This is a genomic window from Pseudonocardia sp. McavD-2-B, from assembly GCF_024124365.1.
GTDB classification, from domain to species: Bacteria; Actinomycetota; Actinomycetes; order Mycobacteriales; family Pseudonocardiaceae; genus Pseudonocardia; species Pseudonocardia alni.
In genome coordinates this window covers 1-15,419 of sequence record NZ_JAMXSG010000131.1, presented here as the reverse complement: position 1 = coordinate 15,419, position 15,419 = coordinate 1, and the positions used below count along the sequence as shown (strand labels likewise).

Genomic DNA, 15,419 nt, shown 5'->3' with positions numbered 1-15,419 from the left:
CTCCGGGCCGGACGTGCGGCGCGGCAACCCCGGCCACGGCGTGCAGTGGGACCCGGGCCCCGCCACCGAGGTGCTGATCACGGGCGACGAGACCGCGCTGCCCGCCGTGCGGGGCATCCTCGCCGCGCTCCCGCCGCACCACCGGGGCCGGGTGCTGGTCGAGGTCGGCGACCCGGCCGACGCCGTCGGGCTCACCGACGCCCATCCGGGCGTGACGGTGGAGGTCTGCCGGCGACCCGGGCGCCCGCTGCTCGACGCCGTCGCCGACTGGGCCGGCGCCCACGGTGGGGCGGCCGCCCGCCTCGGCGAGCACTTCTACGCCTGGAACGCCACCGAGAGCACCCGGGTGGCGCGGGTGCGGACGCTGCTGCACGAGGCGGGCGTCGCCCCGGACCGGGTCCACGCGCAGGGCTACTGGCACGACCGGCCCCGTCCCGCAGCCCGCTGATCACCCGGCCGTCATCCGGGCGTGGCCCCGCGGCCATGACCGGCGCGCAGCGTTGCCACCCGTGGACGAGACCCCGGTCGAGCCTCAGGCCGACGCCCCCGACACCCTGATCCCGCACCCCGCCGCGGCCGACCCCGGGCACTTCCGGGTCGACGACTCCGACGACGACGACCCGACCCTCGTCGGCCCCGAGGGCAGCCCGGTCGACACCTGGCGCCAGGGCTACCCCTACGACGACCGTCTGTCCCGCCTGGAGTACGAGCGCCAGAAGCGGCTGCTGCAGATCGAGCTGCTGAAGCTGCAGAACTGGGTCAAGGACACCGGCAACCGGATCGTCGTACTGTTCGAGGGCCGCGACGCCGCGGGCAAGGGCGGGACGATCAAGCGGTTCACCGAGCACCTCAACCCCCGCGGCTGCCGGGTGGTGGCACTGGAGAAGCCGACCGAGCGCGAGGCCGGCCAGTGGTACTTCCAGCGCTACGTGCAGCATCTGCCCTCGGCCGGGGAGATCGTGCTGTTCGACCGGTCCTGGTACAACCGGGCCGGCGTCGAGCGGGTCATGGGCTTCACCGACCCCCGCTCCTACATGGAGTTCCTGCGGGCCACCCCGGAGCTGGAGCGGATGCTCGTCCGGTCCGGCATCCACCTGGTGAAGCTGTGGTTCTCGGTGTCACGCGACGAGCAGCGCACCCGCTTCCTGATCCGCCAGGTCGACCCGGTGCGCCAGTGGAAGCTGTCCCCGATGGACCTCGCCTCGCTGGACAAGTGGGAGGCCTACACCGAGGCCAAGGAGGCGATGTTCTTCTACACCGACACCAAGGACGCGCCCTGGACGGTGATCAAGAGCAACGACAAGAAGCGCGCACGGCTCGAGGCGATGCGCCACGTCCTGGGCCTGTTCGACTACCCCGGCAAGGACACCGGGGTCGCCTCCCCGCCGGACCGGCTGATCGTCGGGCCCGCCGCGGAGATGTTCGAGCAGGACGAGGGCCCGAACCGCTTCCCGCCGCTGACCGACAGGCACCACTGACCCGCGGGGGCGGTACTCAGGCGGGCTCGGCCACCAGCGTCATGGTCAGCGAGTGGCCGACGCCCAGGCCGGGGCCCGCAGCCCGTTCGAGTCCGAGCAGGGTCCCGGCGAGCCGGTCGGCGGCGGCGTCGGCGAGCGGCCCCGCCCCCCGGTACGGCTCCAGGGCGCCGTTCCAGCGGTCGGCGAACCCGCGCAGCCAGGACAGCACCTCCTCCGGCGCGCCCCCGGTCGCGGGGGTGAACCGGAGGTCGTCGGGGTCGACCCGGGACGGGTCGCGGACCAGGTCGTTCACCAGGGTCCGGAAACGCGGCACCGCCGGGTGGAAGGTGCCGGTGGCGGTGTGCCGTCCGACCAGGACCGACCGGTCGACGGCGGTGCGCGACACCAGCCGCGCACCGCTACCGGCCAGCGCGGCGTCGACGGTGGCGTCGAGCTCGGCGCGGCCGTAGAAGGTCATCGGCTCGGAGATCGCCCCGCCGCCGCCGGCGAAGAAGCTCATCGCGTAGTCCCAGCGCTCGACGCCCCAGCGGGGCTGCCACTCCACCGAGTACCGGCCGAGGACGTCGACGACGACCGCGGCGCGCCGCCCCCGGGCCGCGACGGCCGTCAGCACCGACCCCAGCGCGGCGACGAGTTCCTCGCGGGTGAGGTGGGAGTACGGCACCCCGCAGGACAGGTAGAGGTCGAACGCGCCGTCGGGCAGCGCGTCGCGCACGTCGCCGAGCACGAACGACGCCGACGGCGAACCGACGGTGTCCCGCGCGGTGGCGACCATCTCCGGGTCGACGTCGAGACCGACGTAGCGCAGTCGGTCCTCCGCGACGATCGGCGCGGCGTCCAATGCCGGGCGGGTGAGGAGGGCGAACCCGTCGGCCGTGCCGGACCCGACGTCGAGCACCGCGACCGGGGACCCGGGCCGCAGGTGCAGCGCGGCCAGCGCACCCGCGATGACCCGCCGGGTGACCGGCTCCTCGGAGCCGACCTTGACGGGGTCCCGTCGCGACGGGGACAGGTAGTGGGCGCTCGCGCCGCGGTAGGACGGGGCCTGCTCGGAACGGCTCACCGTTCCTTCCTACACCGAGAAGATCATCCTCGGCTCACCGCGGGCGGCCGGGGTCGGGCCGGCCGCCCGCGGGAGGTCAGCGGGACGACTCAGGCGAGGTCGTCCAGCTCGCCGTTCCTGATCGAGGCCAGGAAGGCGGCCATCTCGGTCGCCGGGAAGGCGAGCACGGTGCCGTGCGGGTCCCGCGAGTTGCGGACGGCCACGGTCCCCCCGGTCACGACGGCGAGCTCGACGCAGTTGCCCTGGTAGCCGCTGCGCACGCTCTTGCGCCACGCCAGCGAATCGATCGCCGCGGGGCCGCTCAGGTGCATCTGTTCCATGCGAATGCTCACCTCATCTGCACGTGCATTCTCCGTTGCGGAGACGCTAACAGGGGGCGAGTGGTTCGGTCGTGCAAAACAGGACTGGCGCGCCCGGCGGTCGCCCGGCCGCGCCCGAGTGCGCCGCACCGGCCGTGGGCGGTCGGCATCGGACGGTGTCCCTCACTGGCGGGGACGCCGGTGCCGTTCGTCGCCCGGGAGCGACGTCGGTGCAGGTCAGCGTTCGGCGCGCAGCTTGCTCAGGGCCTGTTTGGTCTGCTCCGGGCTGAGCGCGTCGACGGTGAGCCGGTCCATCGACCGGCCGTAGCGCTCGACGTCGGCCCGCTTGTCCAGATAGGAGGACCCGGTCATCTCCTCGAGGTAGACCAGGTCGGGCAGCTCGGGCTCGGCGAAGCGCAGCATGGTGAAGGCGTGCTCGGCCCCGTAGCCGGACAGGTCCCAGGGCAGCAGCTGGACGATGACGTTCGGTAGCGACGACAGCTCGACCAGGTGGTCGAGCTGGGCACGGAAGACCGCCTCCCCGCCGACCGGGCGGTGCAGCACGGCCTCGTCGAGCACGGTCCAGAAGGTCGGGGCGTCCTTGCGGTGCAGCACGCGCTGGCGCCGCAGCCGCACCTCCAGGCGCTTCTCGACGTCGGCCCGCTCGGCGGGCGGTAGATCGGTGTGGCCGCCGCTGACGACCGCGCGGGCGTAGTCCTCGGTCTGCAGCAGGCCGGGGACGAACAGCAGCTCGTAGGACGAGATCCGCGACGCCGAGGCCTCCAGACCCACGAAGTCCTCGAACCAGCCGGGGACGACATCGTTGTACCGGGCCCACCAGCCGCTGGAGTTGCTCTCCTCGGCCATCGACAGGACCTGCTCGCGCTCGGGGCCCTCGGCGACGCCGTACATCGTCAGCAGGTCGGCCACGTCGCGCTGCTTGAACCCGACCTTGCCGGACTCCAGCCTGCTCATCTTCGAGTCCGAGCCGCGGATCGCGTACGCCGCGTCGGCCCGGGAGATGCCCGCGCGCTCCCGCAGCCGGCGCAGGTGGGAACCGAGGACGATGCGCCGCGCGGTCGGGCCGCGGTCGGCACCGGGCGGGGTGGGGCTGTTCGGGCTGGGGACCACCGGGACGGGCTCCTGCGGGTTGCGGGGACTGCCGATCGGGTGACCCAGCCTACACAACGGTTCCGCAGGTCGTCAGCGGTCTCGATCACGGGACACTTCCGGACGGTGACGGTGCGTGCCCGTCGGGCCGGTCCGCTACGGTGGCCGCACCGGTGATCGGCACCACGACGGGCGCCGTCCGGGCACCGACCGACGAACCGGCGCGACGGCGCCGACGACGCAGTGAGGACTCCGCCGATGGCCCAGCCGACCGAGGGTCGCGCTCCCGCGTACATCGACACGACCAAGGCCAGCATCGCCCGGGTCTACGACTACGCGCTCGGCGGGAAGGACAACTACGACGTCGACCGGGAGACCATCGAACGGGTCCGGCAGGTGGCGCCCGAGGTCAACATGCTCGCGATCGACAACCGGGCGTTCCTGATCCGGGCGGCGCGCTTCGTCGCCACCCAGACCTCCATCACCCAGTACCTGGACTGCGGCTCCGGCCTGCCGACCGCGGAGAACACCCACCAGGTGGTGCAGCGGCTGCAGCCCGAGGCCCGGGTCGCCTACGTCGACAACGACCCGACCGTCATCGCACACGGCCAGGCGCTGCTGGAGGACAACGAGTTCACCCGCTTCTCCGCCGCGGACATCCGCGAGCCGGAGACGGTGCTGGCCGACCCGACGGTCCAGGGCTTCCTCGACCTGGACCAGCCGCTCGCGCTGTTCCAGATCGGCACCATCCACCACTTCGACGACGCCGTGGACCCGCAGGCGGTCATGGCGCGCTACATCGAGCGGCTCGCCCCCGGCAGCGTCGTCGCGATCGCGCACTTCTTCGACCCGGAGAACGCCGACAGCGAGCTGGCCCGGCGGATGGAGCAGGTCTTCGTCCACAGCCCGATGGGCAGCGGCCGGTTCCGCACGCACGCCGAGATCAGCGGCCTGTTCCCCGGGCTCGAGCTGGTCGACCCGGGCATCGTCCCCTGCTACCGGTGGTGGCCCGACGGCCCGCAGCTGCGCACCGAGGACCCGGTGCAGCGCTGCATCGTCGGCGGGGTCGGCATCAAGCGATGAGTTCGCGGGGCCGCCGCGGTCGGAACGGGTGAGACCCACCGACCCCGGGAGGCCCCCGTGCCCGTCACCCTGGACCGCACCGCCGCGCTCCTGCACGACGCCGTCGACGCCGGGCGCGTCCCGGGGCTGGTCGCCGCCGTCGACGACCCTCGGCACGGCACCACGGTGCACGTCCTCGGCTACGACGGCGCCGGACACCCGCTGCGCCGCGACACGGTCGTGCGGATCGCTTCGATCACCAAGCCGGTCGTCGCGGTCGCCGCGCTCGCACTCGTCGAGGACGGGATGCTGGACCTCGACGGGCCGGTCGCTGCGTGGCTCCCGGAGCTGGCCGCGCCGCGGGTGCTGCGCCACGAGGCGGCCGAGCTCGACGACACCGTCCCCGCGCGCCGGCCGATCACCCTCCACGACCTGCTGACCTACCGCTGCGGGACCGGGATGCTCCCCCGGCCCGGCGCCGATCTGCCCGTGCAGCGCGCCACCGCCGGGCTCGGCAGCGACGGGCCGCCCGGCAGCTACCCGCTGCCCGACCCCGACACCTGGACCGCACGGCTCGCCGCCGTGCCGCTCGTCGCGCAGCCGGGATCGCGCTGGCTCTACCAGACCAGCGGCGACCTGCTCGGCGTCCTGCTCGCCCGCCGCTGCGGGACCGACCTGCAGACCGTGCTGGCCGAGCGCGTGTTCACCCCGCTCGGCATGCGCGACACCGGCTTCTCGGTACCCGTCGCCGACCGGGACCGGTTCGTCCCGCTGCTGACCGCCGCACCCGGCGGCGGCTTCACGGTGACCGACCCGGTCGACGGCGCGTGGGCGGCCCCGCCGGTGTTCCCGTCCGGGGGCGGCGGACTGGTCTCCACCCTGGACGACCTGCTCGCGTTCTCCCGGGCCCTGCGCGGGGGCGGCAGCCCGGTCCTGTCCCCCGGCGCCGTCGCCGAGCTGACCACCGACCGGCTGAGCGCCGCGCAGCGGGCCGGCGCCGCCCCGTTCCTCGACGACGACTGCGGCTGGGGCCTGGGCCTGGCCGTCGAGGACGGCGGCCGCTACGGCTGGGACGGCGGCCTGGGCACCGGGTGGCGCTCCGACCCGTCGACCGGAGTGATCTCGCTGCTGCTGACCCAGGTCGCGTGGGACGGACCCGACGGGCCCGCACTCCTGCACTCCTTCCGCGCTGCGGCGCACTCCTGAGAGAACCCACCACGGCCGGACGCTCGAGGTCGTCGTGCTACCGGTGTCGGATCGCGACGCCGATGTCGCCTCCCACCGGCTGCCGGCCCCGGAGTCGGCGCGGGTCCGCTCCGGCGGCGGGGTACACCCGGTCACACCGATTGCGTGACGGTCCCCGGCGGCGCATACTCGTCGTAATTCAACATCAGTTGAAAATGAGGTGGGTGTGATGTCGGAGCGGACGACGTGCTGCGTGGTCGGTGGCGGCCCGGCCGGGATGATGCTGGGGCTGCTGCTGGCCCGGGCCGGGGTCGAGGTGACCGTGCTGGAGAAGCACGGCGACTTCCTGCGGGACTTCCGCGGGGACACCGTGCACCCCACCACCCTGGACCTGCTCGACGACCTGGGGCTCGGCGAGCGGTTCGCCGCGCTGCCGCAGAGCCGGGTCGACGAGGTCGTGATCCCGGACGAGCGGGGCGGTGCGCAGCGGATCGGGAACATGTCCCTGCTGCGCCGGGTCGGGGTGCGTCACCCCTACGTCGCACTCGTCCCGCAGTGGGACCTGCTGAACCTGCTCGCCGAGGTCGCCGCCGACGAGCCCGCCTTCCACCTGCGGCTCGACACCCGGGCCACGTCGCTGGTCCGGGAGAACGGGCGGGTCGTCGGCGTCCGGTACGCGACGACGACCGCGCCCGGCGAGGAGACCACCGGCGAGATCCGGGCCGACCTCACCGTCGCCTGCGACGGCAGGCACTCGGTCCTGCGGGCCGGGTCCGGCCTGCCCGTGACCGAGTACGACGTCCCGTTCGACACCTGGTGGTTCCGGCTGCCGCGGCGCCCCGAGGAGCAGCGGGCCACCCTGCGCCCGCGGATCGGGAAGGGACGCTTCGCGGTGGTGATCCCGCGCGAGGGCTACTACCAGATCGGCTACCTCGCCCCCAAGGGCACCGACGCACGGCTGCGCGCCGCGGGCGTCGAGGCGTTCCGGGCCGACATCGCCGACCTGATGCCGGAGTACGCCGACCGGGTCGACCAGATCGCGTCGATGGACGAGGTGAAGCACCTCGACGTGAAGCTCAACCGGCTGCGCCGCTGGCACGTCGACGGCCTGCTCTGCATCGGCGACGCCGCGCACGCGATGTCCCCCATCGGCGGCGTCGGGATCAACCTCGCGATCCAGGACGCGGTCGCCGCCGCGACCCTGCTCGCAGCCCCGCTGCAGCGGGGCACCCTCACCGAGCGGGACCTCGGCCGGGTCCGCAACCGCAGGCTGCTCCCGACGGTGCTGGTCCAGGGCCTGCAGCGGATCATGCACCGGAACATCGCCGGCCCGGCGCTGGCGGGACGGCTCGACGGCCCCCCGGCTCCGCTGCTGCGGCTGATGCGCGCGGTCCCGGCTGCCCAGATCGTGCCCGCCTACCTGGTGGGCGTGGGCTTCCGGCCGGAGCGGGCCCCGGACTTCGCCCGTCGCGAACCCGTCCCGGCCGGCTGAGCCGCGGCTAGGCTCGCCGGGTGCTGCCCCTGGACGCCCTCGACGTCGACCTGCTCGCCGCGCTGCGCGACCGGCCGCGGGCCGGGGTGCTGGAGCTCTCGCGCACACTGCGGGTCGCCCGCGGGACGGTGCAGGCGCGACTGGACCGGCTGGAGCGTGCCGGGGTCGTCACCGGGTACGGCCCGGACGTCGACCTCCCGGCGGCCGGGTACGGCGTGCAGGCGTTCGTGACGCTGGAGATCGCGCAGGGCGAGCTGGGCGACGTCGCCGCCGAGCTCGCCGCGCTGCCCGCGGTCACCGAGGCGTACGCGACGACCGGCTCGTCGGACGTGATGTGCCGGCTGGCGGCGTCGTCGCACGAGGACCTGCAGGACACCCTGCTCGCGCTCGGCCGCTCACCGCTGGTGGCCCGCTCCACCAGCGTGGTGGTGCTGTCCACCCTGGTCGCGCCGCGCTGGCGGCCGCTGCTGGAGCGCGACCACCGCGAGGGCCCGAGCCGGGCGCCCGCCTACCGGGACTGACCGGACCCGCAGTTCGACGGCACCGGTCCGCGGTGGCCGGGTCAGCCGAGGTGGTGGGCCGCCCGGTGCGCGCCGAGCACGTCCAGGCCGAAGTCCGCCGACGGGTCGCGCCACACCGAGTGGGCGTGGTTGGCGTCGCGCTGGGTGTTGTCCCACTCGATGAGCAGGCGCGGGCCCTGCACCCGGTAGTAGTTCGGGGCGCCGTCCTCCAGCGGCCCCGCCCAGGCGAGGTGCACGGCGTCGAGCTCGGTGTCGTCGTCGTAGCGGGAGATCGGCTGCAGCGGCTCGGCGACCCGCTCCAGGTAGGTGCCCAGCAACGCGCGCAGCATCTCGCGACCCCCGGCGTCCAGGTCGGACGCCGGCACGCCGGCCGGGGTGCGCGACAGCGCGACGGTCTCCTTCTGCGCGTCGGTGAACGCGGCCCGCTCCTCGATGGCCTCGCTCATGTCGTCGAGCCGGCGCTGCTGCTCGGGGTCGGCGAAGGACCCGGTGCGCCAGATCCCGGCCAGCGGGATCCAGTTGTCGCCCTCCTGCGGCTCGGTGCGGTTCGCGGCGACGAGGTCCGGCGGGGCCTTGTCCAGCAGCACCGCACGCTCGCGCAGCTCGGCGGGCAGCGAGCGGACGAGGTCGCGGGCGAGGTCCTCGACCCGTCCGAGCGGGCGGAGCACGGCGTCGCCGAGCAGCTCGGAGGTCGCGGGGTCGGCGCCCAGGAAGCACGGGGTCGAGGCGACCACGACGCCGTCGACGACGAGGATGTTGACCGACACGTGGTGCCCGCCGAAGCGCCAGCCCCAGGTGCCGGTGTCCCCCGGCTCGCCGAAGACGCGCAGATGGTACATCTGCGGGTCCCGGCCACGGGTCCGGTCGAACAGGGTCACGAAGCCCTCGGTGTGGTCGAGGACGTTCTCCAGCCCCATCACGGTCGCGACGGTGACGTAGGCGGCCCGGGACAGCCCGGACGCGACCAGCTTCATCGCGGCGCGCTGCTGCGGCGGGAGCTGGTCGTGGAAGGTGAGCCCGCCGTGGTCGGTAGGGGTGTAGAACCAGCGGCGGCGCTCGGCGTCGGCGGCGCCGTCACCGGTCGGGGCCTGCCCGACGGCGACCTCCCGCTGCGCCGGGTCGAGGGTGTCCAGCCAGGCCGACGCGGCCCCGGCCATCGCGTCCGCCGTCTCCCGGGTGTCCGCCGCACCGATCATCCTGCCGACGGTAGCGACTGCAGGCAGACTCCGCGGGGCGGGATGCGCCATACTCGTTGTGCACAATCAATCGAGCCGGAGGCAACGATGCCCACTCCCACCGACGACAACCGCGACCTGCTCACCGTGATCGCCCGGATGCGGGCGAAGCCGGGCAAGGAGGAGGAGCTGAAGGCGGAGCTCGAGAAGCTGATCGAGCCGACGTTGAAGGAGGACGGCTACGTCAACTACGACCTCCACCAGGGCTGGGACGACCCCGCGGTGTTCTTCTTCTACGAGAACTGGGAGTCCGAGGCGAAGCTCGACGCGCACCTGCAGACCCCGCACCTGGTGCACTTCGTCGGGATCATGGGCGACCTGCTCGACGGCGAGCTCGTGATCCAGAAGCTGCGCCGCATCGCCTGAGCTCAGCCCTGCCGGTACCCGGCCGCCAGCTCCGCGAAGGCGGCCGGGTCCACCAGCGACGTCGTGTCGCCGGGCTCCCGCCCGGCGGTCACGTCGAGCAGCAGCCGTCGCATGATCTTGCCCGAGCGGGTCTTCGGCAGCTCCGCGACGAGCACGACCTCACGGGGCCGGGCGACCGGCCCCATCTCACGCGCCACGTGTGCCCGCAGCTGGTCGGCGAGGCCCTCGGTCGGGCCGTCGGTGACCGTCACGAACGCGACGACGGCCTGTCCGGTCGTCGCGTCCGGTGCCCCGACCACGCCCGCCTCGGCGACCCGCGGGTGCGACACCAGCGCCGACTCCAGCTCGATCGAGCCGAGCCGGTGCCCGGACACGTTCATGACGTCGTCGATCCGGCCCTGCAGCGTCACGTACCCGTGCTCGTCGACGACGGCGCCGTCGCCCGCCTTGTACCAGCCCTGCTCGGCGTAGTCGGCGAAGTACGACGCGCGGAACCGCTCCGGGTCGCCCCACACGGTCCGTGCCATCGACGGCCACGGCCGGTCGATCACCAGGATGCCGCCCTCGCCGGGGTCGCAGGTCCGCCCGTCGCGGTCGACCACCCGCACCGAGAGCCCCGGCAGCGGCCGGGTCGCCGAGCCCGGGACCAGCGACGTCACCCCGGGCAGCGGCGCGCAGACCGCCGCGCCGGTCTCGGACTGCCACCAGGTGTCGACGATGGGGCAGCGGCCGCCGCCGATCTCGGTGTGGAACCAGCGCCACGCCTCGGGGTTGATCGCCTCACCGACCGTGCCGAGCAGCCGCAGCGACGACAGGTCGTGTGCCGCGGGCACCTGCGGGCCCCACTTCATGTACGTCCGGACCAGGGTGGGCGCGGTGTAGTACACGGTGACGCCGTACCGGGCGATGATCTCGAAGTGCCGGCCGGGCTCCGGGGTGTCCGGGGTGCCCTCGTAGATCACCTGCGTGACGCCGTTGGACAGCGGGCCGTAGACCTCGTAGGTGTGCGCGGTGACCCAGGCGAGGTCGGCGGTGCACCAGTAGACGTCGTCGGGCTTGTGGTCGAAACAGGCCCACGCCGTCCACGACGCCTGGGTGAGGTAGCCGCCCATGGTGTGCAGCAGACCCTTGGGGGTCCCGGTGGTGCCGGAGGTGTAGACGAGCATGAGCGGGCTCTCGGCGGGGTGCGCCTGCGCCTCGTGGACCTCGGGTGCGGTGTCGACGACGTCGTGCCACCACACGTCGCGGCCGGGGGTCCAGTCGACCTCCGAGCCGGTCCGCCGGATGACCAGCACGTGCTCCAGCGAGTCCACCCCGGACGCGGCCTCGTCGGCGTTGACCTTGACCGGGACGGCCTTCCCGCGCCGGTACTGGCCGTCGGTGGTGACGAGCAGCTTCGCCGACCCGTCGGTGAGCCGGAACCGCAGTGCCGAGGCGGAGAACCCGCCGAAGACCAGCGAGTGGACCGCCCCGATCCGGGCGCAGGCGAGCATCACGACGACGGTCTCGACCAGCACCGGCAGGTACACGACGACGACGTCGCCGCGCCCCACCCCGAGCGCGGTGAGCGCATGCGCGCAGCGGGCGACCTCGCGCTGCAGGTCGGCGTAGGTGACGGTGCGCCGGTCCCCCGGCTCGCCCTCCCAGTGCAGGGCGACCTTCTCCCCGGCACCGGCCTCGACGTGCCGGTCGACGCAGTTGCGCGCGACGTTCAGCGTGCCGTCGGCGAACCAGGTGACCTCGGGCCAGCGGCTGCCGTCGTAGCCCTGCGCGGGGGCGCGGTCCCACTCCAGGCGCCGGGCCTGCGCGCACCAGAACGCCTCCGGGTCGGCGGCGGCCTCGTCGTAGGCCGCAGCGGTGACGTTGGCGTGCGCGGCGAGCTCGGGCGGGGGCGGGTACATGCCCCGATCCTCGCCGCCGGATCCCCCGCGGCGCAGGTCGTCGTGAGGGGACTCACCGGTGGGCGAAGGCCCGGTGGTGGTCGTCGAGCAGGTCCACGCCGAAGTCGTTCTCCGGGTCGCGCCACACCGAGTGGGCGTGGTCCGCGCCGTCCTGGGTGTTGTCCCACTCCAGCAGCAGCCGCGGCCCCTGCAGCCGGTGGTAGTGCGGCTCCCCCGCCTCCAGCGACCCCGCCCAGGCCAGGTGCACCTCGTCGAGGGCGGCGTCGTCGTCGTACCGGGCGGCGGGTGAGACCCCGGCCGGTGCCCGGTCCAGGTAGGCCGAGAGCAGGCGGCGCAGCAGGTCGCGGCCACGGTCGTCGAGCGCGCTCGCCGGGACACCGCGCGGCGCGCCGGTGAGCGCGACGGCCTCGGTGCCCTCGACCGGGTCCACCGGCCCGGGCGGGCTCTCCCGCCGGATCGCCGAGGTCGGCAGCGGCCGGTCGCCCGGCGCGACCAGCGGCCGGTTCGCCGTCACCAGGTCCGGCGGCGCCCCGGCGGAGAGGACCGCGACCCCGGCGAGCTCGGGCGGGAGCCCGCGGACGATCTCCCGGGCCAGGTCCTCGGTCGGGCCGAGCGGGCGCGTGACACCCCCGCCGAGCAGCGGTGTCGTCGCGGGGTTCGCGCCGAGGAAGCACGGCGTGGCCGCGGCCACCCGCCCGTCGACGACGAGTGCGTTCACCGACACGTGGTGCCCGCCGAAGCGCCAGCCCCAGGTGCGCGCGCCCGGGTCACCGAAGATCCGCAGGTGGTAGAGCGCCGGGTCCCGGAACCGCTCCCGGTGCGGCCGGGTGGGCCAGTCCTGCGCCCGGTCCAGGACGTTCTCCAGCCCCATGACCGTCGCCACGGTGGCGTAGCCGGCCTCGGACAGACCGGACGCGACCAGCCGCATCGCGCGCTGCTGCTGGACCGGGGTCTGCGCGTGCAGCGTCAGCCCGCCGTGGTCGGTGGGGGTGTAGAACCAGCGACGACGCTCGGCGTCGGACCGGGAGTCGCCGGACGGGCCGTCGCCGCGGGCGGTCGCGAGCCGGTCGTCGTCCAGGGTGTCCAGCCAGGCCGCGGCCGCGTCCGCCATCGCCGCGGCGACCGTCTCGCTCGTCGTCACACCGGCCACGCTAGTCCGCCGGGCGGGTCAGTCCGCCGCGTCGCGGACGAGCAGCGCGATCTGCACCCGGTTGTCCAGGACCAGCTCGCGCAGCAGCCGGGACACGTAGGACTTCACCGTCGCCACCGACATGTGCAGCTCGGCGGCGATGTCGGCGTTGGAGCCGCCGCGGGCGACGGCCTCGGCGACGTCGCGCTCGCGGTCGGCGAGCCGGTCGAGCCGGGCCCGGGCGGCGCGCCTGCGGTCGACCGGCCCGGCGCCGTCGCCGCGGACGATGCCGATCAGCCGCCGGGTGATCGCCGGGGACAGCACGGCGTCGCCGTCGGCGGCGGCGCGGACGGCCTCCACGATCCCCTCGGGCGCGGCGTCCTTGAGCAGGAACCCGCTCGCCCCGGCGCGCAGCGCCCGCACGACGTGCTCGTCGGCGTCGAACGTGGTCAGCACGACGACGGTCGGGGCGTCGGGCCGCGAGGTCACCTCCCGGGTCGCGGCGACGCCGTCGACGCGGCGCATCCGCAGGTCCATCAGCACCACGTGCGGCCGACCCGCGGCGACGGCGGCGGGCACCTCGTCACCGTCACCGGCGTCGCCGACCACCTGGATGCGCCGTACCGGTCCGGTGCCGTCGCCGGGCAGCGCGTGCCCGTCGAGCATCACCCGCAGCCCGGAGCGGACGAGCGGGTCGTCGTCGACGAGCAGCACCCGGATCGCGGTCGCGGTCATCCCGTCTCCTCCCGCCACGGCAGCACCGCGCGCAGCAGGTGCCCCGACGGCGTCGGGCCGTGGGTCAGCGTCCCGCCGGCGAGGGTCTCGACGCGCTCGCGCAGCCCGACCAGGCCGGTCCCGGCACCCTCGGGCGTCGGACCGGCCGCGGACGGCCCGGAGGTGACGGTGACGGTGAGGTCCCGGCCGGGCCGCCCGTCGAGGGCGACCTCGACCCGGGCCCCGGGTGCGTGCCGGGCGGCGTTGGTCAGGCCCTCGCGCACCACCCGGTGCACGACGCCGGCCAGCGGGCGCCCCGGCGGGGACACCGTCAACAGCGCCGTCGACCGGAGGCGGACGTCCGCGCCGACCGCGCGGGCCTCGGCGACGAGCTCCTCGACCGCACCGAGGTCGTCGACCTCGTCGGGTACGTCGCCGGTGGGCTCGTGCAGCACCTGGACGATCGTGCGCAGGTCCTCCATCGCGCGGTGGGTGGTGTCGCGCAGCACCCGCGCGGTCTCGCGGACGGTGCGGGCGGGCAGGTCCCCGCGCAGCGCCAGGGCCCCGGCGTGCACCGACAGCAACGACAGCCGGTGCCCGAGCCGGTCGTGCATCTCCCCGGCGATCCTCCGCCGCTCGTCGGCGCGGGCCTGCTCCTCGCGCACCGCGCGCTCGGCCTCGGCGCGGGCGAGCCGCTCGCGCAGGTCATCGACCATCGCGCGGCGGATCCCGGTCAGCAGGCCCGCGGTCACCGAGATGGCCTGGAACGCCACGGCCCCGCCGAGCAGCACGAGCACCGTCGGCCCGTCGGGGACGTTGCGGTACAGCGTGACCGCGGCGGTCCCGACCGCCAGGGCCAGCACCGGCAGCGTCTCGACCGCGCGGCGCCGGGTCGCGATCACGAACACCCCGACCAGCGGCAGGTAGGTGGCGACGGGCGAGACGAGCGGGCCGAGTACGGCCAGCACCGCGAACACCCGCGGCGACCGGTAGCGCACCGCGATCGAGCCGATCATCGCGAGCCCGACGACGAGCAGCGTCCACTGCAGCACCCCGGCGGTGGCCTGCGTCTCGGCGACGGTGAGCCCGGCGGTGAGCACCGCGACCACCAGCACGGCGGAGATCACGGCGGGGCGGACCGGCACACGTCGACCATAGGGGGCGGACCGGCGCCGTCCAGCAGGTTTCCGCTCGAACGGGACGGCCACCGGTCCCCTCCCGTCTCCCGACCCCCCGGGATCGACCGTCAGCCTGCCGGGCGGCGCGACGGTGGCGCACCCGCCGAAGGTCGTGCGCAGCGCGACCGAAGTCGCCGGGCCGCGTCACCCGGAATGAGTACGATTCGGACATGCCGGAACCGCACAGCCACCGCGAGAGCGGGCAGCACGTCATCGAGCACGCGCTCGACCTCCTGGAGGCGGCCGACAAGGCGCAGGACTACCCCCAGGCGACCGACGGCCACACCGCCGCCACCGCCTACGCGGTGAGCGCGCTGTACCAGGAGATGCGCCACGGCGACGACCAGCTCGCAGTGCTGATCTCCGCGGTGCAGGAGCAGACCGCGGTGCTGCGCGAGATCCGGGACGCGTTGGGGAACGGGGCACGCACCGGGGGCTGACCCCGGACGGCCCGATCCGTTCGCGAGGTGGCCCGCGGGCCACTCCCGGTCCGGCCGGGCCCGGCCGAGCATCGGGGCATGTCCTCTCCGACCTTCCCCTGTGCCGCCGTCGTCGTCGCGGTCGGCGCGCTGCTCGTCGTCGTGAACGTCCCGCCGACCGCCGCGCTGGTCGTCGGTGCGGTGGCCGTCGCCGTCGCGGTCGGGGCGGCCCGGCTCGTGGGGCCGCTCGCGCTGACCGTGCCGCCG

Annotated in this window: 16 protein-coding genes; 8 read left to right on the top strand and 8 right to left on the bottom strand. The window is 74.6% G+C overall.

The annotated features are described in order from the left end of the window. Together NH602_RS17680 and ppk2 are read left to right on the top strand one after the other, a co-directional pair. Positions 1–448, top strand: a 448-nt coding sequence (locus NH602_RS17680; protein WP_253068368.1) for a siderophore-interacting protein, incomplete at its 5' end; no start/stop codon positions are given. A 61-nt stretch (positions 449–509) separates the two neighbouring features. Further along, positions 510–1,478, top strand: a complete 969-nt coding sequence (gene ppk2, locus NH602_RS17675) for a polyphosphate kinase 2 (protein ID WP_179762486.1) — start codon at positions 510–512, stop codon at positions 1,476–1,478. A 16-nt stretch (positions 1,479–1,494) separates the two neighbouring features. Here ppk2 and NH602_RS17670 read toward each other — a convergent pair whose 3' ends face one another. The 3 genes from NH602_RS17670 to NH602_RS17660 form a co-directional block, all read right to left on the bottom strand. Further along, the gene (locus NH602_RS17670; protein WP_253068367.1) at positions 1,495–2,541 is read right to left on the bottom strand and encodes a class I SAM-dependent methyltransferase; all 1,047 of its coding nucleotides are present in this window, start codon (positions 2,539–2,541) and stop codon (positions 1,495–1,497) included. Between the two features lie 89 nt (positions 2,542–2,630). Beyond that, positions 2,631–2,861 (bottom strand): DUF397 domain-containing protein, encoded by a 231-nt coding sequence (locus NH602_RS17665; RefSeq protein WP_179762484.1) that lies wholly within the window; start codon positions 2,859–2,861, stop codon positions 2,631–2,633. A gap of 216 nt (positions 2,862–3,077) precedes the next feature. Then, positions 3,078–3,971 carry a helix-turn-helix transcriptional regulator gene (locus NH602_RS17660; protein ID WP_073574488.1) on the bottom strand — a complete coding sequence of 298 codons (894 nt, stop codon included), beginning with the start codon at positions 3,969–3,971 and terminating at the stop codon, positions 3,078–3,080. A gap of 237 nt (positions 3,972–4,208) precedes the next feature. On the opposite strand from NH602_RS17660, the gene NH602_RS17655 reads away from it, so the two are divergent. The 4 genes from NH602_RS17655 to NH602_RS17640 all read left to right on the top strand — a co-directional run bounded on the left by NH602_RS17655 (position 4,209) and on the right by NH602_RS17640 (position 8,210). Beyond that, on the top strand, positions 4,209–5,033 hold the full coding sequence (locus tag NH602_RS17655) for an SAM-dependent methyltransferase (protein WP_253068366.1): 825 nt from the start codon (positions 4,209–4,211) through the stop codon (positions 5,031–5,033). Positions 5,034–5,090: 57 nt separating this feature from the next. After that, on the top strand, positions 5,091–6,218 hold the full coding sequence (locus NH602_RS17650) for a serine hydrolase (RefSeq protein ID WP_253068365.1): 1,128 nt from the start codon (positions 5,091–5,093) through the stop codon (positions 6,216–6,218). Positions 6,219–6,426: 208 nt separating this feature from the next. Next, on the top strand, positions 6,427–7,689 hold the full coding sequence (locus NH602_RS17645; RefSeq protein ID WP_253068364.1) for an FAD-dependent oxidoreductase: 1,263 nt from the start codon (positions 6,427–6,429) through the stop codon (positions 7,687–7,689). Between the two features lie 20 nt (positions 7,690–7,709). Beyond that, complete coding sequence (locus NH602_RS17640; RefSeq protein WP_179762481.1) at positions 7,710–8,210, top strand: Lrp/AsnC family transcriptional regulator; 501 nt, start codon at positions 7,710–7,712, stop codon at positions 8,208–8,210. A 41-nt stretch (positions 8,211–8,251) separates the two neighbouring features. Here NH602_RS17640 and NH602_RS17635 read toward each other — a convergent pair whose 3' ends face one another. Further along, complete coding sequence (locus tag NH602_RS17635) at positions 8,252–9,406, bottom strand: DUF3500 domain-containing protein (protein WP_253068363.1); 1,155 nt, start codon at positions 9,404–9,406, stop codon at positions 8,252–8,254. Positions 9,407–9,493: 87 nt separating this feature from the next. Between NH602_RS17635 and NH602_RS17630 the strand changes: the two genes are divergently transcribed. Continuing rightward, positions 9,494–9,811, top strand: a complete 318-nt coding sequence (locus NH602_RS17630) for a putative quinol monooxygenase (RefSeq protein ID WP_253068362.1) — start codon at positions 9,494–9,496, stop codon at positions 9,809–9,811. A gap of 2 nt (positions 9,812–9,813) precedes the next feature. On the opposite strand, the gene acs is transcribed toward NH602_RS17630, so the two are convergent. Genes acs through NH602_RS31940 form a run of 4 tightly spaced genes read right to left on the bottom strand, consistent with a single transcriptional unit; the run spans position 9,814 to position 14,700 of the window. Beyond that, complete coding sequence (gene acs / locus NH602_RS17625) at positions 9,814–11,712, bottom strand: acetate--CoA ligase (RefSeq protein WP_179762480.1); 1,899 nt, start codon at positions 11,710–11,712, stop codon at positions 9,814–9,816. Between the two features lie 52 nt (positions 11,713–11,764). Then, positions 11,765–12,853, bottom strand: a complete 1,089-nt coding sequence (locus NH602_RS17620) for a DUF3500 domain-containing protein (protein WP_253068361.1) — start codon at positions 12,851–12,853, stop codon at positions 11,765–11,767. Positions 12,854–12,880: 27 nt separating this feature from the next. Next, positions 12,881–13,576, bottom strand: coding sequence for a response regulator transcription factor (locus NH602_RS17615; protein WP_253068360.1), 696 nt, complete (start codon positions 13,574–13,576; stop codon positions 12,881–12,883). Further along, positions 13,573–14,700, bottom strand: coding sequence for a histidine kinase (locus NH602_RS31940; protein ID WP_083658130.1), 1,128 nt, complete (start codon positions 14,698–14,700; stop codon positions 13,573–13,575). The genes NH602_RS17615 and NH602_RS31940 overlap by 4 nt, the downstream gene beginning before the upstream one ends. A gap of 203 nt (positions 14,701–14,903) precedes the next feature. On the opposite strand from NH602_RS31940, the gene NH602_RS17605 reads away from it, so the two are divergent. Further along, on the top strand, positions 14,904–15,173 hold the full coding sequence (locus NH602_RS17605) for a hypothetical protein (RefSeq protein WP_073574478.1): 270 nt from the start codon (positions 14,904–14,906) through the stop codon (positions 15,171–15,173). The last annotated feature ends 246 nt before the right edge of the window (positions 15,174–15,419 follow it).

Bases quoted from the DNA above. Each gene is read 5' to 3' on its own strand.
- NH602_RS17645 (WP_253068364.1), top strand. From the start codon at position 6,427: ATGTCGGAGCGGACGACGTGCTGCGTGGTCGGTGGCGGCCCGGCCGGG.
- NH602_RS17655 (WP_253068366.1), top strand. From the start codon at position 4,209: ATGGCCCAGCCGACCGAGGGTCGCGCTCCCGCGTACATCGACACGACC.
- NH602_RS17615 (WP_253068360.1), bottom strand. From the start codon at position 13,576: ATGACCGCGACCGCGATCCGGGTGCTGCTCGTCGACGACGACCCGCTC.
- NH602_RS17665 (WP_179762484.1), bottom strand. From the start codon at position 2,861: ATGGAACAGATGCACCTGAGCGGCCCCGCGGCGATCGATTCGCTGGCG.
- NH602_RS17635 (WP_253068363.1), bottom strand. From the start codon at position 9,406: ATGATCGGTGCGGCGGACACCCGGGAGACGGCGGACGCGATGGCCGGG.
- NH602_RS17630 (WP_253068362.1), top strand. From the start codon at position 9,494: ATGCCCACTCCCACCGACGACAACCGCGACCTGCTCACCGTGATCGCC.
- acs (WP_179762480.1), bottom strand. From the start codon at position 11,712: ATGTACCCGCCCCCGCCCGAGCTCGCCGCGCACGCCAACGTCACCGCT.
- NH602_RS17605 (WP_073574478.1), top strand. From the start codon at position 14,904: ATGCCGGAACCGCACAGCCACCGCGAGAGCGGGCAGCACGTCATCGAG.